Raw genomic sequence first — 24,851 nt, 5'->3', positions numbered from 1 at the left:
ATCTTTTAACAAACTGATTTGGAAATATCAAAAACAACTAATAAATTAGTTTAAAATTAGCTGATATGAAAAATCTGTTTCTATTGATCACATTATTGGGTTTAAATTTAAGCCTTTATGCACAAAACAATCAGGCGGTAGATAAAGAGAAACTTTTTGATTTTTACCAATCGCAACGTTATGCCGATGCCGCCCAGTACCTGAAAAGCATTTATGGCGAAGAACCGGATGATTTTAAAATATTGAGCCAGATGGGTTATTGTTTTTTAATGGCGGGCAATAATGTTGAAGCCGAAAAATTTTATGGCAGGGCTTACATTTTACAGCCACAAAACTTACCCATTCTTTTCAGTTTGGCCAGCATAAATAATAAAAGGGGCAATACAGAGAAAGCCAGGAAATACTATGGCGAAATAGTGAAAACAGATAGCAATAATTTTAATGTATATAAGCTTCTGGCCAATATGTACAGTAGCCCGAAGGAAGATTCTGTTAAACTGATTTACCTGCTAAAAGCGAATAAGATTAACCCATTGGAAGGCGATGTTGCCGCTGATCTTGCTGAAGTACATTCAAATTATCAGCAGTATGAAAAAGCTTATGATGTGCTTGATATTGCCATTAAAGGCGATAGCGATAACCTGGTGCTGCAAAGGGCTAAACTCCCGATAGCGAATCAGCTTAAAAGATATGCTGAGGTAATTGCATCCGGAGAAAAATTATTAAAGGATGGTGCCGATGCAGGGGTAATAAAAGATGTAGCCAAGGCTTATTATTACACCAAAAAGTACCAGAAAGCCATTGATCTTTTTAAAGTGCTTGAAGTGGCAGCCATGCAAAATGAAGCTACTCTATATTATACTTCACTTAGTTACCGGGCGCTGAAAAATTATCAACAGGCTGCTATATACACTAAAAAAACGATTGATGAAGCCATTTCGCCCAATACGTCCAGCTATTATTCGTTGCTGGGACTGGTTTATGAAGAAAACAATCAATTGAGCCTGGCCAATGGGGCCTATAAAAAAGGACTTCAGTTTAAGGTTGTTCCAACGTTGTACTACCGCATGGCTGTATTTTACGATACTAAACTAAAACAAGAAAAAAATGCACTCAAATATTATAATCTCTATTTAAAAAGCAAACCCAATTTAACGGACGATAAAGAAGAAATTAAATTTACGAAAGACAGAATAGCGCAACTGAACCTGACGGATTAAACCAGGTCTTCGAAAACAGGTTTTACATTGTCCCAAAATTCATCAAGGGCGATGATTCTCGGTTTAAAAAAGGAAATCAGTTCTGGCCAATGCTGCTGGTTAAATATACTTACACCGCTAATGCTGATGGTGATTAAAGAAACCGTTTTCCCAAAATCATCAGTTGCATCCTTAATCCAGTCCCACTCTTCGTTAACAGTATTGGTAAACATGAGCTTAAATTCTTCAAACTGCTCAAATATGAGGTGCCTGATATCGGCATCGGGATGCGAAAGCTGGATACTGATAAAGGCTTTTTTACCGTCAACATCCATTTTAAAAAAGATGTTCTTCACTCCTGTTTTATAGTTAGTCCAGTTTACGGTAGAACCACTGGCCGAAGGCACGGGTTTCATATACTGCCCGAAACTGATCCAAAACTGCTGCCGTAACCTTACTGATTCTTCTTTACTATACATTTATTTTTTTAAGCATTGGCTAAGAATAGAAGGATCGTCATCTCGACTGGAGCAACGCGAAATGGAGAGATCTATGAAAACAGATTTCTCAACTCCGTTGCACTTCGCTCGAAATGACGCCGCTTTCGTACCTTTTTACAACGCTGCAATATTAGCGATTAATATTTATATTCAAAATGATAGCTGCCGGAGCCTATTTCTTCCTTTTTATTGCCTTTTGGCAAAATTACGGTGGCAGTGGCATTAGCCGGAACAGTTACATCAAGCTTAAATATACCGCCGGCAATCGTCCATGATGATTTAACAGTGCCGTAAACGGTTTCCAGTTCTGCCGAGGCACTGGTTAGTTTTCCGCCAGGCCTAGGTGCAATTAAAATGGCTTTATAACCCGGTTGTGCTGCCACGGGATTAATGCCGGCAATGTTTTTATACATCCAATCGCCGATAGCTCCATAAGCATAATGGTTAAAAGAGTTCATATCGGCTGTTTGGAAAGATCCATCCTGTTTAATGCCATCCCAACGCTCCCAAATAGTGGTTGCTCCCATTTTTACCGGGTAAAGCCATGAAGGGTAACTCTCCTGCATCAACAGATCGTAAGCTACATCTTCATGCCCGAAACGGCTTAATACATGGCAAAGGTATGGGGTACCTAAAAAGCCTGTAGTCAGGTGGTTTCCATAATCGCGGACATTATCGACCAATCTTTGTGCAGCCTGTGCACGTAAATTTTCGGGTAACATATCAAATTGTAAAGCCAGCACATAAGCGGTTTGTGTGTTTGAAATTAGTTTACCACTTGGTGTCATGTTTTCTTTAATATATGCTTCTTTTATTTTTTCCAAAAGATCGCTGTACTTGGCCACATCTTCAGTTTTGCCCAATACTTTTGCCGCATTTAAAAGCAATTGAGTAGAGTGCGCATAAAATGTTTGTGCAATCATGTATTTATCAGTCACAGCGGCACGGCCATCATTATCATCATTCGGACGGTAAAATAACCAGTCGCCAAAATGGAAACCGGTATTCCAGAGGTTGTCTTTAGCTCTTGAAGAAATATAATCAACCCATTTTTTCATACTGCCATACTGCGTTTCCAGCAGGCCTTTATCCGCATATATCACGTACATATCCCATGGAATAATGGTGGCTACATCGGCCCAACCAGCCGAACCTGCATCATTTTGGTTGAGCACATTGGGTACAACAAAAGGCACACTACCACTGGGAAGCTGATCGGCTGAAACATCTTTTAACCATTTGGTAAAAAAGCCTGCAACATCCATATTATAAGCAGCTGTTGAGGCAAATGCCTGTGCATCACCTGTCCAGCCTAAGCGTTCATCCCGCTGCGGGCAATCTGTAGGTACATCAACAAAATTCCCTTTTTGTCCCCATGAAATATTGTGTTGCAATTGGTTTAATAAAGGATTCGAAGTGCTGAATTTCCCGTTTGTTTTCATATCGGAATAAACAGCCACAGCGGTCAGGTTTTCCAGTTTAAGTTCGCCAGGATAACCCTCTATTTTAACATACCGGAAACCCTGAAAAGAAAAATGTGGTTCGAATAGCTGCTCTGTTTCGCCTTTTAATATATAATTGTTCTGTTGTTTGGCCGTACGGAGGTTGGTGGTGTAAAAATTTCCTTCTTTAGTCAATACTTCAGCATGGCTGATGGTAATTTTTGTTCCAGCCGGACCTTTTGCCTTCAACATCACCCAGCCTACCAGGTTCTGGCCGAAATCGACTACGGTTTCACCCAGCGGTGTTTTAAATATTTTTAAGGCTTTAAATTCTTCGTGTTTTGTTACTTGTGGCCCGCTCATTCCTACCAGTTTTTCTGGCCCGCTGGCCAGTTCCTGTACAGGTTTCCAGCTGGTATTTTCTTTAAAGTTAATGTTGTTCCAACCGTTTTGTTCTAGCCTGGCATCATACGTATCGCCATCGTAGATATTAGATGATCTTATCGCGCCGTAACTGGTTTTCCAGCTGTTATCAGATACGATAATTTCTTTACTCCCGTCGGTATATTCTATTTCAAGTTGCAGCAATAAAGCCCTGGTATTGCCATAAAATTCTTTTTGTGAGCCGAAACCGATCCGTCCTTTATACCAGCCATCGCCCAGTGAAACACCAATTGCATTGGCACCTTTTTTCAAGGTATTTTTCAGTTCGTAAACCTGATATTGGATGTGATTTTTATAGCTCGTCCAGCCTGGTGCGAAATAAGCATTGCCCACACGTCCGCCATTAATGCTGGCTTCGTATAAACCTTTTGCGGTAATATAGACCATTGCCGAGCGGACGTTTTTCTTCAGATTAAACTCTTTTCTAAACAACGGACTGGCAAGCGAAGTATCTTTACCTTCTACAGCAATCCATTTTGCTTTCCAGTCTTCAGGTTTTAAACCCGTTTGGAAATATTGCACCGGCGACCAAGCAGAAGTATTGCCATGGTTATCTGTTACCCTAACCTGCCAGTAATATTTCGTTTTTGATGATAATGGGGGTCCATCGTAAGTGACTAAAACCGACTGATCATTATTTACCGCAGTTTTCCACAACACCTTATCAATTATCGGCGAGGTACCGAGCCTGATCTCATAATTGTTCTGCTTGGTGTTTTTTGCTGTTGAAATGATTTTCCAGCTAAACCTTGGTTTAGGGTTATCAATACTAAAAGGATTTACTAAATGCTCAACAGTTAAATCTTTTAAGGAGATTTTCTGAGCTGAAACATTTGTGGTAAATAAAAATAGCAAGGCAATGGTAAACATTGCGCTTAACATGCGGGATATTCTGTTCATATATGGTTAGCGTTAAATTTTTTAGTCTTAACACTACTATATTCAGCAATATAATTTAACCAACCATCCTGCACTGTCATGAAAAATTAAGCGTTACACAAACGATAATTAATACACAACAAGCTGTAAATAAGCCTTTTAAAATTAAAAGTACGAGAGAAAATAAAATTATCTATTCATTAACCGGGCTACGTATTTGCCAATAATATCGAATTCTAAATTCACGGTATCGCCAACTTCAACCTCCTGAAGATTGGTGTGCTCAAAGGTATATGGGATGATGAATACCGAAAATTCGTCTGCCTCAGAATTTACAACCGTTAAGCTGATGCCATTTACACAGGCCGAGCCTTTTTCAACCGTTACATTTCCGGCAGAAGCATCGTACTTAAAGCGGTATTCCCAGCTGCCATCCAGTTCTTCACGTTTTACACAAACCGCAGTCTGGTCTACGTGGCCTTGCACAATATGACCGTCTAAATGGGCGTTCATCTGCATGCAGCGTTCCAGGTTAATTTTACTGCCTACTTTTAAACCTCCCAGATTGGTTTTGTTAAGGGTTTCATCAATTGCAGTAACCGTATGTGTTCCATCGTTTAAAGCCACCACAGTTAAGCAAACCCCGTTATGGGCCACGCTTTGGTCTATTTTTAACTCATGGCTAATGGCCGATGAAATGGTAAAATGGATATTGGTATGATCGTTTTTGATGGCGGTAACTTCGCCAAGTGTTTCTATTATTCCTGTGAACATTTTATTTTGTATTTGTAGGTTGTCATTCTCATGCATGTCGTCATCTCGATTGGAGCGAAGCGGAACGGAGATCCTTCGACTACGCTCAGAATGACAATTCAGTAAAGCGAGCCGTCATTGCGAGGAAGTACGACGAAGCAATCTTTCCTGCTAGCGATTCTTGCAAGAAAGATTGCTTCGTCGGCTGAAAAGCCTTCTCGCAATGACGACAAATTTATTTTAGTATTTCTAATATTTCAACCTATTCTTTCTCCAATCCGAAGTACTTTTAACCTCAGCATCCCCTGATTCAACCTGTTCATTCTTTTGAAAAAGTTTAGCGGCAATTACGGCGGCAATCAATGCTTCTGTTTCGTCCTGTACTTTTAAACTTTCGGGTTTAAAATATTTTCCTACAAAATGGGTATCAAAACTGCCGCTTTTAAAGGCTTCGTGCTGCATGACAAATTTACCAAATGCCAATGTAGTTTCTATCCCCGTAATATCATATTCTTCAATTGCCCTTATCATCCGTTCAATGGCTTCTTCCCTGTCTTTACCATAAGTAATCAGTTTAGCAATCATCGGATCATAATAAATCGGGATTTCCATGCCTTGCTCAAAACCATCATCAACCCTTACGCCATTCCCTTTTGGGGTACTGTAAGTTTGCAAAGTACCAATATCAGGCAGGAAGTTATTGGCCGGATCTTCGGCATACACCCTGAGCTCGATGGCATGTCCGCTGATTTTTAAATCTTCCTGACTAAAGCTCAACTTTTCGCCGGAAGCAATTTTAATCTGTTCTTTAACCAGGTCGATACCAGTAATCAGTTCACTCACCGGGTGTTCTACCTGCAAGCGGGTATTCATTTCGAGGAAAAAGAAATCGAGGTTTTCATCGAGAATAAACTCTACGGTACCTGCTCCGGTATAATTCACCGAACGGGCTACATCTACGGCACATTTACCCATCTGCTGCCTGATTTCTTCTGTTAAAACTGAAGAAGGCGCTTCTTCCACTACTTTTTGGTGACGGCGCTGCACAGAACATTCGCGTTCAAAAAGGTGAACGATGTTTCCATGGGTATCGCCTAAAACCTGTATTTCGATGTGCCTTGGTGAGGTAACATAACGTTCAATAAAAACAGCACCATCGCCAAATGCCGAGGTGGCCTCGCTTACGGCAAGCTGCATCTGCTCTTCAAAATCATCTGCCTTTTCAACTATCCGCATCCCCTTGCCACCACCACCTGCAGCGGCTTTGATTAAAATCGGGAAACCAACTTCAATGGCACGCTGTTTGGCTTCATTTACATCCTGTATGGCTTCTTCCGTTCCCGGCACCATCGGGATATTGTATTTTAATGCTGCTGCCTTAGCCGATAGTTTGTTCCCCATCGTTTCCATCGCCTGCGGAGAAGGTCCCACTAAAATCAAACCCTCATCAGCAACCAGCTGTGCAAAACCTGCATTTTCAGACAAGAAACCATAACCGGGGTGAATGGCTTCGGCTCCTGTTAATTTGCAGGCTTCAATAATTTTCTCTCCTACCAGGTAACTCTGATTGGAAGGCGCCGGACCGATAAAAACGGCTTCATCGGCATAACGCACATGCAAGGCATTGCGATCGGCTTCAGAAAAAACGGCTACGGTTTTGATTCCCATTTCCTTTGCAGAACGCATGATACGTAAAGCAATTTCGCCGCGGTTAGCGATTAGGAGTTTGGAGATTGGGGTTATGGCTTTGGAGTTTTCGGGCATTTTGGTTAGAATTTTATCAGATATATCAACTCAGGACTAAAGACTCACGACTTAGGGCTCTGTCTAAGACAAATGTAATATTATTTCAATTGCCTCATCGATCATTTCAGGGCTTAAATCCAGATGTGTAACCAAACGGATGGTGCTCGCACTGGTGGTATTGCAATGTAACCCTTTTTCTTTTAGTTGGTTTACAATTTTCTCTGCTGATCCCTTTTCTACTTCGAAAATAACAATATTGGTTTCAACCGGCATAACCGATTTTACATAATTTGCAGTAGCTAAAGCATTGGCCAATACCTGTGCATGCGCATGGTCTTCCTTTAAGCGATCTACATGGTTGTCGAGCGCGTAAATACCTGCAGCAGCTAAAAACCCGGCCTGGCGCATGCCACCACCAAAAGCTTTCCTGATTTTACGTGCCTTGTGGATCATCTGTTTCGTACCTAAAAGCACTGAGCCAACGGGTGCGCCCAAACCTTTGGATAAGCATACCGAAATCCCATCGAAATATTTGCCATACTCGCTGGCCTGATCGCCGGTTGCGGTAAGTGCATTAAAAATACGCGCACCATCTAAATGCAGTTTTAATCCTTTTATATTACACAGGTGATGGATGGGCGCAATTTGCGATAAAGTGTAACAGCTTCCGCCGCCTTTATTCACAGTATTTTCTAAAACCACCAAACTGGAGTTCGGATAGTGGATATTGTCTTCATTAATTTCTGGTTCGATTAACTCCGGGGTCAGAATACCGCGTTCGCCATGTAACAACCTTACCGATGCTGCCGAGTGGAAGGCAATGCCACCGATTTCGTACCGGTAAACATGCGCAGTCTGATCGCAAATCACCTCGTCCATTGGTTGCGTAAAACATTTGATCGCAATCTGGTTGGTCATCGTTCCCGAGGGACAAAATAATCCGGCTTCCATGTTAAAAGTAGAGGCCAGTTTTGTTTCCAGTGCATGCACCGTTTCATCTTCGCCAAAAACATCATCACCCACTTTTGCAGTCATCATCGCGTCCAGCATTCCGGCTGTTGGTTTGGTTACGGTGTCACTCCTGAAATCTAAAAATCTGTTATTCATTTCGCTATCGGATTGTAAAATATTCTTGATATTAAAAAAAAAGACCAATGCCTTTTCTGGTATAATTTTAAGGTTTTTCGTCGATTAAACGCTCTATATAGTGTATTTTTTACACACTTAATTTTCGACAACAACAAATTGTTAAAAAATTATTAAAAAAAAGGATACAAAATATAAGAGTTTTTATACTTTTATCGTGCTAAAACCAAAAATAAATAAAATGATAGTAATTGCAGACGGCGGATCTACCAAAACAAATTGGTGCTTGATTAACGAGGCCGGCAGAAAAATTTACTTTAACACCGAAGGTTACAATCCATATTTTTCCAAAGGAGAGTACATTGTAAAGTCTTTGAATGAGACTCTTCCAGACCACTTGGAAAGAGAAAAATTAACAGCAGTTTATTACTACGGTGCAGGTTGTTCTACGCCGGCAAATGTAAAAATTGTGGCTGATGCCATGCAACAGATTTTTACCAATGCAACCATTTTTGTAGGTCATGATTTACTTGCCTCTTCGAGGGCACTTCTTGGAAACGAGCCGGGATTTGCTGCTATCTTAGGTACAGGTACAAACTCATGTTTATATGATGGTACTGAAATTACCATGAACATCGATTCTTTAGGTTATTTCCTGGGTGATGAAGGAAGTGGTTCGTACATCGGTAAACGTATTTTGAGCGATTACATGAAAGGTTATATGCCAAAAGGTTTACGTGAAGCTTTTTACGATAACTATGCTTTAACCAACGAAGATATTTTTGATAACATTTACAACAAGCCATTGCCAAACCGTTTCTGCGCAAGCTTTAGTAAATTTTTATACGATTTTAAAGATAACTACGAGGATTACGCTTTTGCAACCATCGATTATGCTTTTACTGCTTTTTTCGAAGCTTTGGTAATCCACTACCCTAACTACAAAGACCACAAATTAAACTGTGTGGGTTCTGTAGGTTATAGTTTCCGCGATATTTTAAGTATTGTAGCCGACCGTTACGAAATGGGCGTGGGTAAAATTATCCGCTCACCTATAGATGATCTGGTGCATTATCACTTAGAGTTAGCGCCTAAAGTTTAGTTTGGAGTTGGGAGTTTTCAGTTTGGAGTTTCCCGTTCTGAATCTTATTCTTTAGTCGTAAGTCTGGAGTCTTAGTCCAAAGTCGAGTAGAACAACATAAAAAAACCGGTTTGAAATTCAAACCGGTTTTTCTTTTTAATAATGTCAGTTAATAGGTATGTTTTCCTTCAAGGAAGACCCTAAAATAAATTCAGGGTGACGGCTGTGGTTCAGAAGTTGAATCCACGCTAAACGCTGTTCGCTTCCCGCCCTCCGCTAAAACGAAATCTCCTTACCAAAAAGTTTCGCGTATTTACGCTTATCGAAACGGTACAAAGTAGCCGCCCGGTACGATACTCCTTTTTGTTTTTCGTCGAGTTCCTTTAACACGCCAAAACTTACAATCTTTTTCCTGAAATTCCTTTTATCTAATTTTTTACCCAAAACCAGTTCATAAACATGCTGCAACTGAGTTAAGGTAAATTTCTCTGGCAGGAGCTCAAAAGCAATCGGCTGGTGTTTAATCCGGCGTTTTATTTTTTCTAAACCTTTGTCGTAAATTTTCTGGTGGTCGAAAGCCAGTTTAGGTAAATCGGTAATCGGCAACCAGTTGGCACGTTTGGCATAAGTACTGATCGGGCGCAGTTCTTTATCACCGCCCAAACGGATCAGCGCATAGTACGCCAGCGTAATTACCCTACCCTGCGGGTGCCTGTGCGGATCGCCGAAAGCATAATACTGCTCCATAAAAATACCGCGCAAACCGGTAAGTTCGTACAAAATCCGTGAGGCTGACTGATCTAAACTTTCATCAGGACCAACAATGTTACCGGGCAATGCCCACCAATCTTTAAACGGTTCTTCATTCCTTTCAATGAGTAAGATTTTGAGTTCCTTACCATCAAATCCAAACAAAACGCAATCTATCGAGAATACAGAATCTAAATGAGGTAAAATTTGTTCCAAAGTAAAATTTAGTTATTTTAAGCAGATAAAGGTATGACTTTCAATATTAAGTAAAAAAAATAAAATAAATTACTTAGTGTAAAAAATACACACTATATTCGTATTATAAAGATGGAGCCAAATATAAAAAATATAGCTGTACTAACTTCTGGAGGCGATGCCCCAGGAATGAATGCTGCAATTAGAGCTGTTGTTCGTACCGGAATTTACCATGGCATTAATATGTTTGGTGTAATGCAAGGTTATCAGGGTTTAATAACCGACAACATAAAACCAATGGACGCCCGTTCGGTAAGTAATATTTTACACCTGGGCGGTACCATATTAAAAACTGCACGCTGTTTAGAATTTAAAACAGACGAAGGTCAGCAGATTGCTTATAATAATTTAAAGAAAAACGATATTGATGGTTTAGTGGTAATTGGTGGCGACGGAACCTTTACCGGTGCCAAACGCTTTTCTGAAACTTTCGGGGTTAAAGTAATCGGCATACCAGGCACAATTGATAACGATTTAGTAGGATCCGATTTCACCCTGGGTTACGATACTGCCATTAATACGGTAATTGAAGCGATTGACAAAATCAGGGATACTGCCGATGCGCACGACCGTTTATTTTTTATTGAAGTAATGGGACGTGATTCCGGATGTATTGCGTTGCGAAGTTCGATTGCCAGTGGTGCTGAAGCGGTGCTTTTACCCGAAAAGGAAACCAGCGTTACCGAACTGATTAATAAACTGGCCTTAGGGGCAGCAACAAAAAAATCATCGAGTATTGTAATTGTAGCCGAAGGACACAAACAAGGTGGTGCTTATGATATTGCCAAAAAGGTAAAAGAAACTTTCGATCATTACGATACCAAAGTAACCATTCTTGGCCACCTGCAACGTGGCGGTAGCCCAAGCAGTTTCGACAGAATTCTGGGTAGTCGTTTAGGTTTTGCGGCAGTAAATGCGTTAATTGCAGGCGAAACAGAACAAATGGTCGGTTTAAAAGGAAACGAAATAAAATTAACCAGCATAAGAGAGGCTTTAACAGCTCACTCCTTTAAACTCGAACCCGATTTAATGGAAATGACGGAGGTACTTTCAATATAATATGATAGCAGTTGTTTATAGCGGATCAAAAACAGCATTCTGGAAAATAACCCAAAATGGACAGGTGGTGGCACATTGCAACACTACCGGCTTAAACCCTTGCTTTGTTGATCCGAAAACGATTTTACAGATTTTAAATAAAAAAGTTGCCCTGGTTAACAATGCCGAAAACATTAAAAAGATTTATTTCTTTGCAGCCGGCGCATCTTCAGCAGACAGAAAAGAGGAACTGGCCAAAACCCTTTCATCATTTTTTAAATACAGCAAAATTGTTGTAGAAAATGATCTTTTCGGGGCAGCCAAAGCTGCTTGTTACAATCAGCCCGGTATTGTAGGCATGTTGGGTAGTGGTGCACATTGCGCCTACTTCGACGGTAAAAAACCGGTTAACAATAACTTTGGATTAGGTTATATCCTGGGAGATGAAGGCTCTTCGAATTACTTTGGAAAAATCCTCCTGAAGGAATTTTTGAGTCATAAAATGCCAAAAGATATCGAAGCCAAATTTATGCTCACACACAATCTGGACCGCCCTCAAATATTAGAACGTATTTACAATAAGCCGCAGGCAAATATATTTTTAACCTCTTTTTTCGATTTTATTACCCAGAACAGCAAGCACCAATATATTTGCAGGCTGATTGACGAGGGTTTTGAAAAGTACTTCGAAACTTATATTTTACCAACGGTTGAAAAACATAAAATGCGTGAAATACATATTGTGGGCAAGGTAGCAGCCGAACTTGAAGACCGGTTAAGGTTTACAGCAGGCAAATACAACCTGGAAATAAAAAGCATTATTAAAGAACCAATACAAAATTTATTAAAACATTACACTAATTAACAAAAACAATGAGCAAAATTGGAATAAACGGCTTTGGCCGTATTGGCAGACTGGTTTTCAGAGCTGCATTAAAAAGAGGATTAGATATCGTTGCGATCAATGATTTGATCGAGCCAGATTATATGGCATACATGTTAAAATATGATACAACTCACGGTAAATTTGATGGCACCATCGAAGTTGTTGACGGTAACTTAGTGGTTAATGGCAAAACAATCCGTGTAACTGCTGAAAGAAACCCGGCTGATTTAAAATGGGATGCTGTAGGTGTTGAAGTGGTAATCGAATCAACAGGTTTATTCTTAACCCGTGCTGATGCTGAAAAACACATTGCTGCCGGTGCTAAAAAAGTAGTTTTCTCTGCTCCTGCAAAAGACAGCGATATCCCTACTTATGTAATGGGCGTTAACCACCATAAATTAACTGCTGATCAAACAATCGTTTCTAATGCATCTTGTACCACAAACTGTTTAGCACCAATTGCTAAAGTTTTAAACGATAACTTCGGTATTGTTGAAGGTTTAATGAGCACAATCCACGCGGTAACTGCAACCCAAAAAACAGTTGATGGTCCTTCGGCTAAAGACTGGAGAGGTGGCCGTGGTGGTTTCTCTAACATCATCCCTTCTTCTACAGGTGCTGCTAAAGCAGTAGGTATGGTTTTACCAGAATTGAAAGGTAAATTAACCGGTATGTCTTTCCGCGTTCCTGTTGCTGACGTATCTGTTGTAGATTTAACTGCACGTTTAGAAAAACCAGCTACTTATGAGCAAATTAAAGCAGCTATGAAAGCAGCTTCAGAAGGTGAATTAAAAGGCGTATTGGCTTATACTGAAGACGAAGTTGTTTCTTCTGATTTTATTGGTGATGACCACGCATCTATCTTTGATGCAAAAGCAGGTATCTCATTGAACGATAATTTCGTTAAAGTGGTATCCTGGTACGATAACGAGTGGGGATATTCTTCTGCATTAGCAAAATTCGTAGAATATTACGCAAGTTTGTAACAAAAAAGTGCATTAAGCACTTTTTAAATCAATATAAAAGGCAACATTATTCATTTAATGTTGCCTTTTTTGTTTTAAACATGTTTTTCACCTATAAATTATATTTTATTTTGACCATAAAAATTAATTTTTATTAAAATATCCGACCATAAAACACCTTTAACAACAAATTATATAGCAAAAACAACTTAAAAATTTGACTAAAATTAGTTCAAAGCCAAAAATTGACAAGATTTAACTATATCGTATCATAAATTGACAATATTTAACAATTTTTTAACATATTTTTGAGTTATCTTTGCAATACAGTCGTTTTAAATACCCAAATCTTCCAGAAAAAGATCAGTAAATAAAAAATGACAAAAAAAATACTTAAATTTTTCTTAGTGTATTTTTTACACTATCAAATTTTTTACTATATTTGTAGAGTAATAAACGGAACGATGTTTATCACCACAAAAAAAGATAAATCATTTTCCTGAAAAACCTTGGTTTAGACGGAAGATTAAAGACAAAGCCTGGCTCATAACAGGTTTATATTTGGTTAGAAAAAAGAGACAAGTCTGGATAGATTGTCTCTTTTCTTATTTTAGGGGAAATTGAATTTTTAGAAAGCATCGTCATCCCGACTGAAGCGCAGCGGAACGGAGAGATCTAAATCAAAAGTATTCTAAAAATAGATTTCTCGACTTCATTGCACTTCGCTCGAAATGACGATATTGCGAGAGTAATTCCACTATAAATCAACAATCAACTCCTTATCGTAACCATTATATTTTTCGCTGATATATCCATGTGGATTACAGAAAATCATTTAGAAAATAAAAAATCCACTACACCACTTCTATACCCAGATGCCTGTAAGGTGCCAAAGCAGCATCATCAGGAGTGGTTTCGGTAATAATTACATCTACATCAGTAACCGGACAAACATAATAAGGCTCTACGGTATTTATTTTTTCGAGTGCTGAAAGTGCAATTGTTTTTTGTGCCTGATTGATCATGGTATTGTTCAGCTGGGCATCTTCATAAATAATAGAGGTGATACCCATGCTGTGGTGCAGGCTACAGATGCCCAGCATACAGATATCTGCCCTCACTTTCTTAAAGGTATCAACAGTTTCCTGCCCCATAGTGGTAAATGCGGTTTTATGCAATCTTCCACCGGCAAATATTACTTCGGCACTCGGGTGATCTTCCAGAATATTAGCTACCGGAAAGCTATTGGTAATAATGGTAATCTTTAAATCTTTCGGTAATACCGCAGCCAGGGCAACTACAGAAGTACCACCATCAAAAAACACTACCTGACCATCTTTTAGAAATTGCAAAGCTTTGTTTGCAATGGCCTGTTTATGTTGCTGATTGTATTTTTCCCTGTCCCGGTAATGTTGTGGTATGGGTGAACGGGAAATAGCACCGCCACGAACCGCACGGAGCAAGCCCTGCGAATCGAGCTCTTTAATGTCGCGGCGCACGGTATCTTCTGATACATTTAGCAATGTACTCAACTCATCCAGCCTTACTTTAGTGTCTTTTTCAAGAGTATCAATAATAATTTGTAGTCGCTCTTCTTTTACCATATTACTGCAATATATTGCAAATATAAGAATTTATTGAGAAATAAATTTGCAGTATATTGCAATATTAAATATTTTTGTTGCAAAATATAGCAAAAATGAAAAAGACAATTGGTATAGATATGGATGGCGTACTTGCCGACATCGAGGATCATATATTACAGACTTATTATGCTGAGACAGGCATTCTGCTTACGCGCAACGATATTAAAGGCAAACAGGAAGAGGAACTTTTCCCCGACAGGGCCATTGTAATGAAAATTTGCAACAGGCAAGGCTTTTTCAGAAACCTGCCCGTAATGGAAGGCGCTGTTGAAACCGTAAAGAAGCTCATGGAAGATTACGAAATTTATATTGTTTCGGCAGCCATGGAATTTCCTTTATCGCTTTTCGAAAAACACGAGTGGCTGGCAGAACATTTCCCTTTCATCAGCTGGAAAAACATTATTTTTTGCGGAGATAAAAGTATTATAGATACCGATTATTTAATTGATGATCATTGCAAAAACCTCGATTTCTGTAAAGGCAAACCTTTAATGTTTACAGCATTCCACAATGTGGAGAAAGATCACCATCAACGCATTAACCACTGGAACGAGGTGCCCGCTTTGCTGAAACAACTGGAAGAGGAAAACCTGGCATTGGCATAATTAAAAAACAGCTTAAATAAAAAAAGGATGTAGCCACTGGCTACACCCTCTATCTAAATTAACGCTCTCAACTATGAAGTTGATATAAGGCTCTCACCCCTTATGCCTACAATATTACGGCAGAAAGATTAAGATTTGATGAAGATTTTTAATTTATGATTGATTTGATAAAGATTTTTTTCTTTTAATCGCCTCCGCAACCTCCACAACTTCCGCAAGAGCTTCCACAGGATGAGCCGCATGAACTTCCTCCGCTTCCGCCATCGCCGCCATTATAAATGCCTCTGCTTCGTTCGTTCAGCAGGGGGATCAGGCTTACGGTTAAAACGGCCGGGCCATACAGAAAATAATCCCAGCGCCACTCCTGGTCATCTTTTATTTTTGGTAAAATGGTTTTCTCATAAAGATGGGGCAAAGTGTGGCTAAAAAAATATTGATTGAGACGATTCAGCTGATTTATTACAAAAACAATAAAGAGTACCAGCAAAATCACCAGCTGAAAAATGGGTTTATCTCTCGAAATACCTGTAGCTAACCGAACCAGAGGAAAAATAAACAATGCTGCGAAAACACCAAAATTTAAATAAAATAGTTTTGCGTATGGTTTGGATTGCCTAAAACATGACTTAAACAAATCTATACTCTTTGTTATGTTGCTAAAAACAGCCTTTGTTTCCAATTGTTGCAGCAACTGAGCATAGAAAATATTCCCTCTATCCTGCAAAACAGTAACTACCTGAAGCTGCTCTGCTGAAAGCCCTTCTGCTTCGCCCGAAATACAAAGCCTGCGATCGGCTCCTATTTTGATTATACCACCATGAATCAGTTCACTTATGGCGCCATTTATCGCATCGGCCAGCCGGTGGCTTTTAAGATAAATGATTTCGAAAGGTTTAAGGTAATATATAAAAGATTCTTTATCAAAACCATTAGCGATCTGTTTAAACCTGCTTTTGGTATATAATCGAAGAATTACATGAGCCGGAAGCAATAAGGCAATAAAGCTTAAAATAAAATAAGGATTATCAATATGGATGTAAACAGGTTTGAGCAGGTAATAAAAAGGTATGCACATGATCAGGACGACCAAAATGCCATATATTGCAAAATGACCAATTTTAAGTTTTGCAGGCTCAAGTTTCAAACTGCTCAACATGGTATCGTATAACCAAAAATTTTCGGGCTGCTGACCAAAGTGATGATTATAAATATTTTTTGTTTGTATTATCGCCTGTTTAAATCGCTCGGCTTGAGCCTTATGGTGGGTAGAAGGAATATGTAAAATGTTTTTACCCAGTAAATCGCAGAAATCAGCATAGGATTGGCTAAAAATAAGGTGCTGGTGCCAAACGATATCAACTATGGCAGAAGGAGAAACCATACTATCGGAAACGGCAGCCAAAAACATGAACTTTTTGTATTCCAGAATCGCTTTTTCGGTAAAATCTTTGGTCCATCTGTTTTCGGCAGCCAACCTGACCGAGAATGAATATTCGCCTGTTGGATCATCGGGATCAAATTGCAAAACCTTATTCCACAGCGTTTCGTTCATATTCAGTTCAGTTATTTTTCAAGCTCCAGCCACTTCACAATCTTTTTCCACGGGTTGGAAAGCAGCACAAGCAATAATTCCAGTATTATTTCCATATCCTAAATATACTAATAATTAAGGCTTTAAGCAATAACGATTATACCAGTTCTTTTACCAGTTTACTGCGGATCCTGCTCAGCGTTTCGAGCCGCATACCTAAATAACTGGCAATGCAGCGCAATGGGACTTTAGACACGTCGAAAGAGTTTAATTCCATAAATTTTTCGTAACGCCTTTCTGCCGAAGGGATACGGGCGAGTATTGATCGCTCTGAAGCGGCATGGTACTGCAGCGCCAGGATTTTTCGCCCAATGATATTGGTTTCCTGATGGCTTGCGTACAACTTGTTTATTAAGGAACGTGGCATAGGTACAAGTTCAGAATTTTCAAGTGCCTGCAAATATTCTATTGAAGGCTGAATGGTTTCATCGGGATGCTGAATTGCACCAATAAATTCGTTTCCTAAACTGATCCAGGTGGTAATTTCTTTACCATCATCTTTTATAAAACCTCTTACTAAACCATTTACCACAAAAAAAACATCGTCGTTATTATCAATTGGTGAGAGAATGTATTTATTCTTTTTAACCTGAATGGGTTGGAGATTTTTTTCAATTTCCTGAATAAAACCCGGCGTTATCGGGCTTAAACTGCTGAAATAATTCAATACAGCATTAACTAAAAATACCTTGCGGGATTCGAGCATACAATATAGGGATAGACTTTAGACCCTTAATAATAGCAAATCCAACTGAAAGATTAAAATAAAGTGAATTATTGAGACGATTGTGCTGCTAAAAACTTATTATACGGTAGCTTTTTTAATATTCTGTACGGCAAGCTGATTAATCCAGGTAAATATTCGCAGCTTTGTTTCGTCGTAACTGGCAAAAGATTGCCATACTTCGCAAAATGTTTGCGTTAAAATTGATTTTGCTTTTTCCTCGTCACTTACCTGCCTGATAATTGACCCGTAAATTGCCGCGGCGTATTTTTGGTAAAGCATTTTAAAAGCGGCCACATCATGAACCCTTAACCGGCCAAAAAGAACCTCCTGCTCGGATAACCAAACCTTTAGGCTGGCATCCTGATCTAATATCCGGTTAACTGACACATTCATGATACATTGCTATTAAACACTTAACATGGATAATATTGATTTGTTTAACCCACACCGACTAAATCAAACAACCAAACAGAGTACACCTGAAAGTGCTAATCAGAAGTAACATTTTGGCCTTCTGCTTTTTTTGGTTACAAGATAATAACCCACCGAAATTTCGTGCGAGCCATAGTCGTAATTACCCAGTTTGTTTAAACTATAATCGTATCCGTAACCAAGACGCAGATTTTCGCGGACAAACAATTCGCTGATAAATCCAATCGCTGCACGATCACGAAGATTGCTTTCTAAATTTTGCTTGGGATATATTTTTACCGAGGTCCGGTAAATTGCCCCTAACCAGAAGCGTTCCTTCACTAATAAAAACGCATTTAAATCCAGTGAAGTTGGCCCATGCAGGTCATCTTTGATTAAAAAAGTTGGTTTAAATACAAATTCATCGTTTAAAGGGAGCGCCAGGCCCGAGCTAAGGTAAAAATGTGGCTGCACTTTAACGTTCAGCAAGTTATAATCACTAAAAACGGATAAGGATTTAGATAGCAGATTATCGGCAGAAAAACCGATAAAAAATTTCTCGTTCGAGTAATGAATACCGGCACGGATATCGGGCGTTACCTGACTAATGCTTCCGGCTGGGATGCGGTTATCGCCCTGTTCAATTGGATCGAGCAGGTTTCCGTTCAATCCCATCTGTATTACACCCACGCCCAAGCCAAAAGCAAGGATATTCGTTTCGGTACGGTCTAACTTAATGCGATAGGCAAAATTGGCCGAAGCACTTAAAGAACTCTGCGCACCGATTTTATCTTTTGTGATAATGGCACCTATTCCCAAACTTTCGTCGTTTATGGCTTCATCGGCAGAAACCGACAAGGTTTGTGGCGCACCTTTAACCCCTGTCCACTGAGCACGTGCAAAAGCCTGCATATACAGCTCTTCTTTATAACCGGTATATGCCGGATTAATATACATCCCGTTAAAAACATACTGACCAAACTGCGCATTCTGCTGAGCATGCAATTCTGCACACAAAAAACAGCTAATAACAAAAATGATCTTTTTTAAACTTATCATATTAGGTTAATTGTATTACCTGATGATGGTGATGTAACCTTTGTATTCCAACCAGTTACCATCACCATTTTTCACTTTTACTATGTAGAAATAAGTCCCGTCACTTAATCCGGGAGCAGTCCAGTCATTTAGGTATTTATTTGATTGATAAACGGTACTCCCCCATCTATTGATTACCGTTACCTCGTTATAATCGAAAGATTGCAGGTTTTCGAGATAAAATGTATCGTTTTTCCCATCCCCGTTGGGTGTAAATACATTGGGTATCCTTAAACCTGAAATTTCTTTTAAATCGGTTGAGGTGTTGTTTGATAATATTGGATCATGTTCGGTAGCCGTTACTGTTGCGGTATTGGTTACCATTCCAGGTTGTTTAGCCCTTACATGCATCACAAGTTCAGCGAACTTTCCATTGCCCAGTAGCGCTATTCCCCATTGGATAGTTCTGGTGGCTGGATCGTAAGTAGCTTCGCCATCAGTGGGTTGTGCTAAACTTTCAAAAATGAGGTTATCAGGCAAAACATCCTTCACTTTTACCAGGGTGGCATCATCAGCACCATTGTTACGCACATCCAGGTAATAATCGAAAACCTGATTGCTGACTACGTTTTTGGTTTCCGACCGTTTGGTGATGGCTACATCGGCTTCTGAAGCATTGATCACCTCCACTTCTATCTCGTCCGAAAGATCGGATGTACATCCAAAATTGTTCACTGCGGCTACTTTATAAATCCCTGCGGTGGCGGTAATGAGGTTTTGCTTGTTCTGACCAGGTACCAATACCCCATCCTTAAACCAGATGTATGTATTTGCCCCTCCCGAATTTGCGCGCAAAGAAACCGACGACCCTTTTTTGATCGTGATTTTCTGCCGCCCATTGGGTACGGTCTGGCTAAATCCTGTTATAAATGAAACTAACAGAAAAGCCATAAACAGGAAGGTTTGGAACCTAGGCCTCATTTATAGATTTACAGATAAAATGATATCAACCTTGATTAAAAAGTAACGGCGTTGGCTGTTCCTGAAATTTGTGCAGGTGTGATGGTTGGTTTTGCTGGTTTTGCCGTTACCGTTACATCATGATCTACCGTTTGTGCACAATATTTATTGCCGTTAATTACATAACCTACCTTTAAGCGGTATTTTGTAGTACCCACAGCAGGTGAAACCGGGGTATAATCTTTTTGGGTTGCATCCGATATTGCGGTTTCAGTTGTACCCACAACGGTGTACCATTGATAAGCTAAAGTATTAATCGCAGATTCCGGATTGGTAACCGTTCCTACCTGGGCAACCGGGGTTTCCACACAAAAATTAGCCTCAGCAAAATCGGGCACTAATGGTTTAAGTACATAAACCGGAATTTCCTGCATATCCGATTCGCAGGACCCTGCGGTGGTAGCTTTTGAGCTTAAATAATAATATCCGCTCTGTAAATCTGCTGCAGCAATTTTATTTCCACCAGCTAAAGTAACTGCAGCAGATGGCGTAGTGGTTGATGTTGCGCTAAACCTTACTATCCAGTTTTCGCCGGCGGGAGGTGCAGGCAAGGTAAGATCTGAGCCTTTACAAAACAGGTTTACACCTGTTGCGGTTGGCGTAATTTGCGCCGAAACGCGTAAAAAGTTACAAATCAGCAGTAATGTGATTACAAATAAGCTTTTTTTAATGGTACTGTTCATGGGATGGGGATTTTTAATTTGCTTAATTAATATTGAGATGTTACGGGCACCAGTACATGCGGCGCAGGTGGTTTAGGGTTTATTTTTATGGTGAAACTGATCTGGCTGCTGCATCCGTCGGCGTTTTTGATAGTAAGATTACCCGAATGTGTACCTGTTGCAGCATCAAAAGGAATGGTAAAAGGGATATTGCCTGATGGTAAAGCCTGGTTATTTATTGGTGTAAATCCTGCCGTATTCCAACTGATGCTGTAAGTTGCCGGACTGTTTACCGGATTGGTATAGTTTAATGATGAACTGGTGAAACCCTGACAAACTTCCGGCGCTGCTCCTAAAGTTAAACTTGGCGGCGCAGCAACGGTTAAATTAAAATCGGCAGAATTTGCGCAGATAGCCGGACCATCAGGGATGGTGTACCTTATTATAGTTGTTCCGGCAGCAATACCTGTTACTTCGCCCGTACCTGAATTTACAGTTGCAATAAGCGGATTAATGCTCGACCACGTACCGCCAGCGTTTAAATTGCTTAACATGGTTACAGAACCAATACAGATTTTATTTACTCCGGTTATAGTACCTGCTACAGCAACAGGTTTTACCTGAATGGCAAGTGCTGCCCGGTTTGCGCTTATACAGCCCGTAAGCTGATTAATCGCTTCAGCATAGTAAGTGGTATTTGTGGTAAGCACAGGTGTGGTATAAGTAATCCCGGTATGCTTTAAATTTCCACCCGTAGCAGCATCATACCAGTTATAGGTGATGCCAGTAAGAGGATTATCTACAGCAAGGTTTACTGCAGAACCGCTACAAGAAACTGCATTGGTAACCGAAACCGCTGGCAATGGATTAACCTTCAGTGTCACTTTTACCCGCTCCGAAATAGAAGAAATACAATTGTTGCGACCAGATTCTACGTAATAAACATAATCGCCAACGGGCAATATGCCTAAACTATAAGTACTGCCGGTAAATAAAGGTGTGCTCGTGGTTTTATCTGCATACCATTTATAAGTAGTGCAATCTTGCAAATTACTGATGGATAAGGTTGTGGCATGACCAAAGCATACATTAGCATTGTAAAGCTGCTGTCCATCAATTAAGGGTATGGGTTTAGGGATAACTTTGGTTACATTATAAATGTGGAGTTCAGTACCAATGGCCAGCAAACCGCCCCAGGAAATTTTCACCCGGTCAAAAATAGTTGAAACCGGGAACGAAGCCTCAAATTTTGTTGTATTCGGGATCTGCTTAATAGTTACATTTCCGTTATTGAAAGCGCCGCCAGCAGCAACATTACCTAAATAAGGCTGAATGGTAAAGCCACTGAGTAAGCTTAATCCTCCACCGCCATCATAAACAACTTTAACCGAATCAAGCGGCTGGCCTTCCTTGGCAAATATGGCAGTCAGGTAAGCTTCGTTAACAGCCTGCAACCCGGTATTAATGGTAGCATAAGTAGCATAGGCAGGATCTGCATCTATTGCTGCATAAGGATTACTAACAGAAGCAGTAGCATTTAAAAGGCCTGCACCATTAACTCCGGTTAATACATCAATACCCTTATCGCATTCGATATTCGACGGGTTTTCTTCTAAAATATAAGCCCCATATATTTCTGCTGATGCCCCAACGGAAATAACAGGCGCCGAAAATTTAACATAAACACCATTATAAGCCTGAGCAGGTGTTAAAGGAATTTCTATAGCACCCGCTCCGTTTAAGAGCCCGATTGTTGAGGCCGAATAAAGCGAACTTCTGGTGGCTACCTTGGTTGTTGTATTTAAACCCACAAACGTACCGATCTCAATAGTTGCTGCTACAGTTAAAAAAGAAGAAGGAATAGATACTTTTATAACCACTGGAGTAGCTGCAGGAAGCAATCTCTTGCCGTTGTCGGTACCATCGGTACTAAACTCCAGGTATTGTGTGATGGAAGAGGCGCCCAGCACGTTAGTGATAGATAAGGTAGATGCTGTTGACGGATCTGTATCAACCGCTTTGGCATTGTTGCTTATAGATACAGATCCAAACCCTGCCGGAGCACTTTGTGAATCCTGAAAACTAGCGTACACGCGGCTTTGGTTCGTACACAATTGTGCATACAAAGGTCCGGAAAGGACCAGTAATGGTCCTAATAATAAGAATAGACAAAAAAACCGCTTCAATTTGTTTGGGAGAGCAAAAATTCAGGGTTATATTTTGGTTACGTAAAAACGAAACAAACGGTTTTTTAAAACGTGAATTTTATTTTTTTAACCGCGACAAAACTAAATAACGCCCGTTTAATCCATGTTAAGAAACCACGGAACCATAAACAAAAAGCAAACAAATCAGGAATATCTATACGATAACCAGAGATCTGATAATTACCGTTCAGCAGCTATAGGGAACGCTGATTGCACGCGACAAATTATTTGGTAAATAATCCTTGCATAAGAAAAGAGTTATTGTATCTTTGCACCCTCTCTGGAAGCTTCCACTCCAGAGTTTAAGAAAGCTTTCCAGCAATGGGAGGCTTTTCTTATTTTATCCAGTTAATATTGGCCTGATTAATTCTTAAACAATACATCCATCGTGATCTCTTTTTGCACTAAACCCGCATAATTAGCTGCATTCTTCAGCCCGTAAGTGGTAAGCATGGTTAAAAACAGTGCCTTTCTGGTTCCGGTTTGTAATTGAAATACCTGTAGTTTATTATTCAGCTCTCTTTGGTACGATTTGCTGATTTCGAAAGGAGCAACCGAAAATTTGATTTCGCAGATATTAATGCAGGAGTCATTACGGTCGATCAAAAGATCGATTTGCGCGCCTTTCTCTTCTTTATTTTTAGGCAGATAACGCCATACTGATATTTCAGCATAAACATTTTCAATACCTATTGCCTTTTTAATCTGGGTAATATGTTTCATACAGATGCTTTCGAAAGCATAGCCGCTCCAGCTTTTCCATGATGTTCCTGAATAGAATTTTAACCAGGTACCCGCCCCCATTGCCTTATTGCCATCAATAAATTTGAGGTAAAAGATCGAATATTCGTCGGTAAGCTTATATAAAGCATCTTTAGTGCTTTTGCCGAAAGGAATATATGGCGTAATAAACCCTGATTCGGCCAGTTCTGCCAGTAATTGTGTGGCATAGCCCCCACTGCTCAGTTTGCAGGCATTAATAATTTCGGTACGCGTTAAACCTTTGCCTTTTTTTGCCAGTGCCTGTACAATATCAATGTGGTTTTCGGCTTTATCGAACAGGGAATAATACAGATTTTTAAATTCTTCAAGCAGCAGGCCGTCTTTTGTAAAAAACAACCTGTCTATAATCTGTGCCACGCTTTCGCCCGGTTCTATCTCCTTAAGGTATTGCGGGATGCCACCCATGGCCATATAAACCTGTAAAAGCTGATATTTATCGAGTTTTATTTTTCTGTGTTTAAGGTATGCCGCCGTTTCGCCAATGGTAAATGGCAAAAGCCTGATCCTTCTGGTCACACGGTTATGCAGGCCGCCGCGGTTATTGATCACTTTATTGATCATCCAGGAAGCAGCTGAACCGCAGATGACTACAATAAGTTTCTTTTCTTTTGAAGCCCAGCTGTTCCAGAAGTTTTCGAAGGCAGGTAAAAAGCCCGATCGGGCAGTATTAATCCACGGAAATTCGTCTATAAATATAATTGTTCTCTCCTTTTTCACCAAAGGTGTAAGGTATTGGGTAAGCATCTGGAAAGCGGCAATCCAGCTTTCAGGTTTGGCCAGTGGAAGTCCGCCGGTTGCCTTGGTAAGCGCCAGACTAAAATTTTCCAACTGCTGGTTGAGTGTTGCGTGGTGGATACCCGAAAATTCGAATGCGATTTCCTTGCTAAAGCCATTTCTGATGAGATAAGTTTTTCCAACCCGCCTACGTCCATACATGGCAATCAGTTCTGATTCACCGGATTTCTCAATCTTGCCTAACAGTAATTTTTCGTCGGTTCTGCCTGTAACCTGCTCCATAAACCATTAATTTATAGCAACAAAGATAATAAACTTATGAGTTTTGGCGTAATATAAAAATCTATATCACGCCAAAACTATATTTTTATAGAAGTTTTGGCGTAGTATAAAAAACTATAT

21 protein-coding genes are annotated in these 24,851 nt (G+C 39.9%); 6 read left to right on the top strand and 15 right to left on the bottom strand.

Features of this window, described 5'->3' with window-relative positions; genetic code table 11:
- The first annotated feature begins 65 nt into the window (after window positions 1–65).
- Window positions 66–1,220 carry a tetratricopeptide repeat protein gene (locus ACTJKC_RS05545; protein ID WP_440790640.1) on the top strand — a complete coding sequence of 385 codons (1,155 nt, stop codon included), beginning with the start codon at window positions 66–68 and terminating at the stop codon, window positions 1,218–1,220.
- Here ACTJKC_RS05545 and ACTJKC_RS05540 read toward each other — a convergent pair.
- The 5 genes from ACTJKC_RS05540 to ACTJKC_RS05520 all read right to left on the bottom strand — a co-directional run bounded on the left by ACTJKC_RS05540 (window position 1,217) and on the right by ACTJKC_RS05520 (window position 8,070).
- Window positions 1,217–1,678 carry a DUF4268 domain-containing protein gene (locus tag ACTJKC_RS05540; protein ID WP_440790639.1) on the bottom strand — a complete coding sequence of 154 codons (462 nt, stop codon included), beginning with the start codon at window positions 1,676–1,678 and terminating at the stop codon, window positions 1,217–1,219. The genes ACTJKC_RS05545 and ACTJKC_RS05540 overlap by 4 nt on opposite strands.
- A gap of 158 nt (window positions 1,679–1,836) precedes the next feature.
- On the bottom strand, window positions 1,837–4,485 hold the full coding sequence (locus ACTJKC_RS05535) for a family 78 glycoside hydrolase catalytic domain (RefSeq protein WP_440790638.1): 2,649 nt from the start codon (window positions 4,483–4,485) through the stop codon (window positions 1,837–1,839).
- A gap of 168 nt (window positions 4,486–4,653) precedes the next feature.
- Entirely contained in the window at window positions 4,654–5,238 is a 585-nt protein-coding gene (locus tag ACTJKC_RS05530; protein ID WP_440790637.1) for a riboflavin synthase, read from the bottom strand.
- Window positions 5,239–5,466: 228 nt separating this feature from the next.
- The gene (gene accC / locus ACTJKC_RS05525; protein ID WP_440790636.1) at window positions 5,467–6,981 is read right to left on the bottom strand and encodes an acetyl-CoA carboxylase biotin carboxylase subunit; all 1,515 of its coding nucleotides are present in this window, start codon (window positions 6,979–6,981) and stop codon (window positions 5,467–5,469) included.
- 63 nt (window positions 6,982–7,044) lie between these two features.
- Window positions 7,045–8,070, bottom strand: coding sequence for a threonine aldolase family protein (locus ACTJKC_RS05520; RefSeq protein ID WP_440790635.1), 1,026 nt, complete (start codon window positions 8,068–8,070; stop codon window positions 7,045–7,047).
- A 220-nt stretch (window positions 8,071–8,290) separates the two neighbouring features.
- On the opposite strand from ACTJKC_RS05520, the gene ACTJKC_RS05515 reads away from it, so the two are divergent.
- Complete coding sequence (locus tag ACTJKC_RS05515; protein ID WP_344849084.1) at window positions 8,291–9,151, top strand: N-acetylglucosamine kinase; 861 nt, start codon at window positions 8,291–8,293, stop codon at window positions 9,149–9,151.
- Between the two features lie 255 nt (window positions 9,152–9,406).
- Here the strand turns inward: ACTJKC_RS05515 and ACTJKC_RS05510 are convergent, their stop codons facing one another.
- Complete coding sequence (locus tag ACTJKC_RS05510; protein ID WP_051584721.1) at window positions 9,407–10,096, bottom strand: NUDIX hydrolase; 690 nt, start codon at window positions 10,094–10,096, stop codon at window positions 9,407–9,409.
- A gap of 111 nt (window positions 10,097–10,207) precedes the next feature.
- On the opposite strand from ACTJKC_RS05510, the gene pfkA reads away from it, so the two are divergent.
- The 3 genes from pfkA to gap are packed head-to-tail and all read left to right on the top strand — an operon-like array spanning window position 10,208 to window position 13,045.
- Entirely contained in the window at window positions 10,208–11,194 is a 987-nt protein-coding gene (pfkA, locus tag ACTJKC_RS05505; RefSeq protein WP_344849081.1) for a 6-phosphofructokinase, read from the top strand.
- Window position 11,195: 1 nt separating this feature from the next.
- The gene (locus tag ACTJKC_RS05500) at window positions 11,196–12,038 is read left to right on the top strand and encodes a hypothetical protein (RefSeq protein WP_440790634.1); all 843 of its coding nucleotides are present in this window, start codon (window positions 11,196–11,198) and stop codon (window positions 12,036–12,038) included.
- An 8-nt stretch (window positions 12,039–12,046) separates the two neighbouring features.
- Window positions 12,047–13,045, top strand: coding sequence for a type I glyceraldehyde-3-phosphate dehydrogenase (gene gap, locus ACTJKC_RS05495; protein ID WP_025144555.1), 999 nt, complete (start codon window positions 12,047–12,049; stop codon window positions 13,043–13,045).
- A gap of 833 nt (window positions 13,046–13,878) precedes the next feature.
- Here gap and ACTJKC_RS05490 read toward each other — a convergent pair.
- A complete protein-coding gene (locus ACTJKC_RS05490; protein ID WP_344849063.1) occupies window positions 13,879–14,628 on the bottom strand; it encodes a DeoR/GlpR family DNA-binding transcription regulator in 750 nt (249 codons plus the stop codon).
- Window positions 14,629–14,723: 95 nt separating this feature from the next.
- Here ACTJKC_RS05490 and ACTJKC_RS05485 point away from each other — a divergent pair, with 95 nt between their 5' ends.
- Window positions 14,724–15,275, top strand: coding sequence for a 5' nucleotidase, NT5C type (locus ACTJKC_RS05485; protein WP_440790633.1), 552 nt, complete (start codon window positions 14,724–14,726; stop codon window positions 15,273–15,275).
- 184 nt (window positions 15,276–15,459) lie between these two features.
- On the opposite strand, the gene ACTJKC_RS05480 is transcribed toward ACTJKC_RS05485, so the two are convergent.
- The 8 genes from ACTJKC_RS05480 to ACTJKC_RS05445 form a co-directional block, all read right to left on the bottom strand.
- Window positions 15,460–16,827 carry a hypothetical protein gene (locus ACTJKC_RS05480; RefSeq protein WP_440790632.1) on the bottom strand — a complete coding sequence of 456 codons (1,368 nt, stop codon included), beginning with the start codon at window positions 16,825–16,827 and terminating at the stop codon, window positions 15,460–15,462.
- A gap of 136 nt (window positions 16,828–16,963) precedes the next feature.
- Complete coding sequence (locus ACTJKC_RS05475) at window positions 16,964–17,572, bottom strand: Crp/Fnr family transcriptional regulator (RefSeq protein WP_440790631.1); 609 nt, start codon at window positions 17,570–17,572, stop codon at window positions 16,964–16,966.
- A 99-nt stretch (window positions 17,573–17,671) separates the two neighbouring features.
- Entirely contained in the window at window positions 17,672–17,986 is a 315-nt protein-coding gene (locus ACTJKC_RS05470; RefSeq protein ID WP_344849055.1) for a hypothetical protein, read from the bottom strand.
- Window positions 17,987–18,085: 99 nt separating this feature from the next.
- Window positions 18,086–19,063: a PorP/SprF family type IX secretion system membrane protein gene (locus ACTJKC_RS05465; protein ID WP_440790630.1), complete on the bottom strand. Its 978-nt coding sequence runs from the start codon at window positions 19,061–19,063 to the stop codon at window positions 18,086–18,088.
- A 15-nt stretch (window positions 19,064–19,078) separates the two neighbouring features.
- The gene (locus ACTJKC_RS05460) at window positions 19,079–19,993 is read right to left on the bottom strand and encodes a gliding motility-associated C-terminal domain-containing protein (RefSeq protein ID WP_440790629.1); all 915 of its coding nucleotides are present in this window, start codon (window positions 19,991–19,993) and stop codon (window positions 19,079–19,081) included.
- Between the two features lie 65 nt (window positions 19,994–20,058).
- A complete protein-coding gene (locus tag ACTJKC_RS05455) occupies window positions 20,059–20,745 on the bottom strand; it encodes a hypothetical protein (protein WP_440790628.1) in 687 nt (228 codons plus the stop codon).
- Between the two features lie 26 nt (window positions 20,746–20,771).
- Entirely contained in the window at window positions 20,772–22,817 is a 2,046-nt protein-coding gene (locus ACTJKC_RS05450; protein WP_440790627.1) for an immunoglobulin domain-containing protein, read from the bottom strand.
- A 477-nt stretch (window positions 22,818–23,294) separates the two neighbouring features.
- Window positions 23,295–24,731 (bottom strand): AAA family ATPase, encoded by a 1,437-nt coding sequence (locus ACTJKC_RS05445; RefSeq protein ID WP_440790626.1) that lies wholly within the window; start codon window positions 24,729–24,731, stop codon window positions 23,295–23,297.
- Window positions 24,732–24,851 lie beyond the last annotated feature (120 nt).

The sequence above is a fragment of the Pedobacter sp. 22226 genome (assembly GCF_052045455.1).
GTDB classification, from domain to species: Bacteria; Bacteroidota; Bacteroidia; order Sphingobacteriales; family Sphingobacteriaceae; genus Pedobacter; species Pedobacter jeongneungensis.
The sequence above is the reverse complement of the archived record's forward strand: the minus strand, read 5'-3'. Positions and strand labels throughout refer to the sequence as shown.

What these genes read in the sequence shown, in the direction of transcription:
- ACTJKC_RS05545 (WP_440790640.1), top strand. Translation starts at nt 66, where the DNA reads ATGAAAAATCTGTTTCTATTGATCACATTATTGGGTTTAAATTTAAGC.
- ACTJKC_RS05540 (WP_440790639.1), bottom strand. Translation starts at nt 1,678, where the DNA reads ATGTATAGTAAAGAAGAATCAGTAAGGTTACGGCAGCAGTTTTGGATC.
- ACTJKC_RS05535 (WP_440790638.1), bottom strand. Translation starts at nt 4,485, where the DNA reads ATGAACAGAATATCCCGCATGTTAAGCGCAATGTTTACCATTGCCTTG.
- ACTJKC_RS05530 (WP_440790637.1), bottom strand. Translation starts at nt 5,238, where the DNA reads ATGTTCACAGGAATAATAGAAACACTTGGCGAAGTTACCGCCATCAAA.
- accC (WP_440790636.1), bottom strand. Translation starts at nt 6,981, where the DNA reads ATGCCCGAAAACTCCAAAGCCATAACCCCAATCTCCAAACTCCTAATC.
- ACTJKC_RS05520 (WP_440790635.1), bottom strand. Translation starts at nt 8,070, where the DNA reads ATGAATAACAGATTTTTAGATTTCAGGAGTGACACCGTAACCAAACCA.
- ACTJKC_RS05515 (WP_344849084.1), top strand. Translation starts at nt 8,291, where the DNA reads ATGATAGTAATTGCAGACGGCGGATCTACCAAAACAAATTGGTGCTTG.
- pfkA (WP_344849081.1), top strand. Translation starts at nt 10,208, where the DNA reads ATGGAGCCAAATATAAAAAATATAGCTGTACTAACTTCTGGAGGCGAT.
- ACTJKC_RS05500 (WP_440790634.1), top strand. Translation starts at nt 11,196, where the DNA reads ATGATAGCAGTTGTTTATAGCGGATCAAAAACAGCATTCTGGAAAATA.
- gap (WP_025144555.1), top strand. Translation starts at nt 12,047, where the DNA reads ATGAGCAAAATTGGAATAAACGGCTTTGGCCGTATTGGCAGACTGGTT.
- ACTJKC_RS05490 (WP_344849063.1), bottom strand. Translation starts at nt 14,628, where the DNA reads ATGGTAAAAGAAGAGCGACTACAAATTATTATTGATACTCTTGAAAAA.
- ACTJKC_RS05485 (WP_440790633.1), top strand. Translation starts at nt 14,724, where the DNA reads ATGAAAAAGACAATTGGTATAGATATGGATGGCGTACTTGCCGACATC.
- ACTJKC_RS05480 (WP_440790632.1), bottom strand. Translation starts at nt 16,827, where the DNA reads ATGAACGAAACGCTGTGGAATAAGGTTTTGCAATTTGATCCCGATGAT.
- ACTJKC_RS05475 (WP_440790631.1), bottom strand. Translation starts at nt 17,572, where the DNA reads ATGCTCGAATCCCGCAAGGTATTTTTAGTTAATGCTGTATTGAATTAT.
- ACTJKC_RS05470 (WP_344849055.1), bottom strand. Translation starts at nt 17,986, where the DNA reads ATGAATGTGTCAGTTAACCGGATATTAGATCAGGATGCCAGCCTAAAG.
- ACTJKC_RS05465 (WP_440790630.1), bottom strand. Translation starts at nt 19,063, where the DNA reads ATGATAAGTTTAAAAAAGATCATTTTTGTTATTAGCTGTTTTTTGTGT.
- ACTJKC_RS05460 (WP_440790629.1), bottom strand. Translation starts at nt 19,993, where the DNA reads ATGGCTTTTCTGTTAGTTTCATTTATAACAGGATTTAGCCAGACCGTA.
- ACTJKC_RS05455 (WP_440790628.1), bottom strand. Translation starts at nt 20,745, where the DNA reads ATGAACAGTACCATTAAAAAAAGCTTATTTGTAATCACATTACTGCTG.
- ACTJKC_RS05445 (WP_440790626.1), bottom strand. Translation starts at nt 24,731, where the DNA reads ATGGAGCAGGTTACAGGCAGAACCGACGAAAAATTACTGTTAGGCAAG.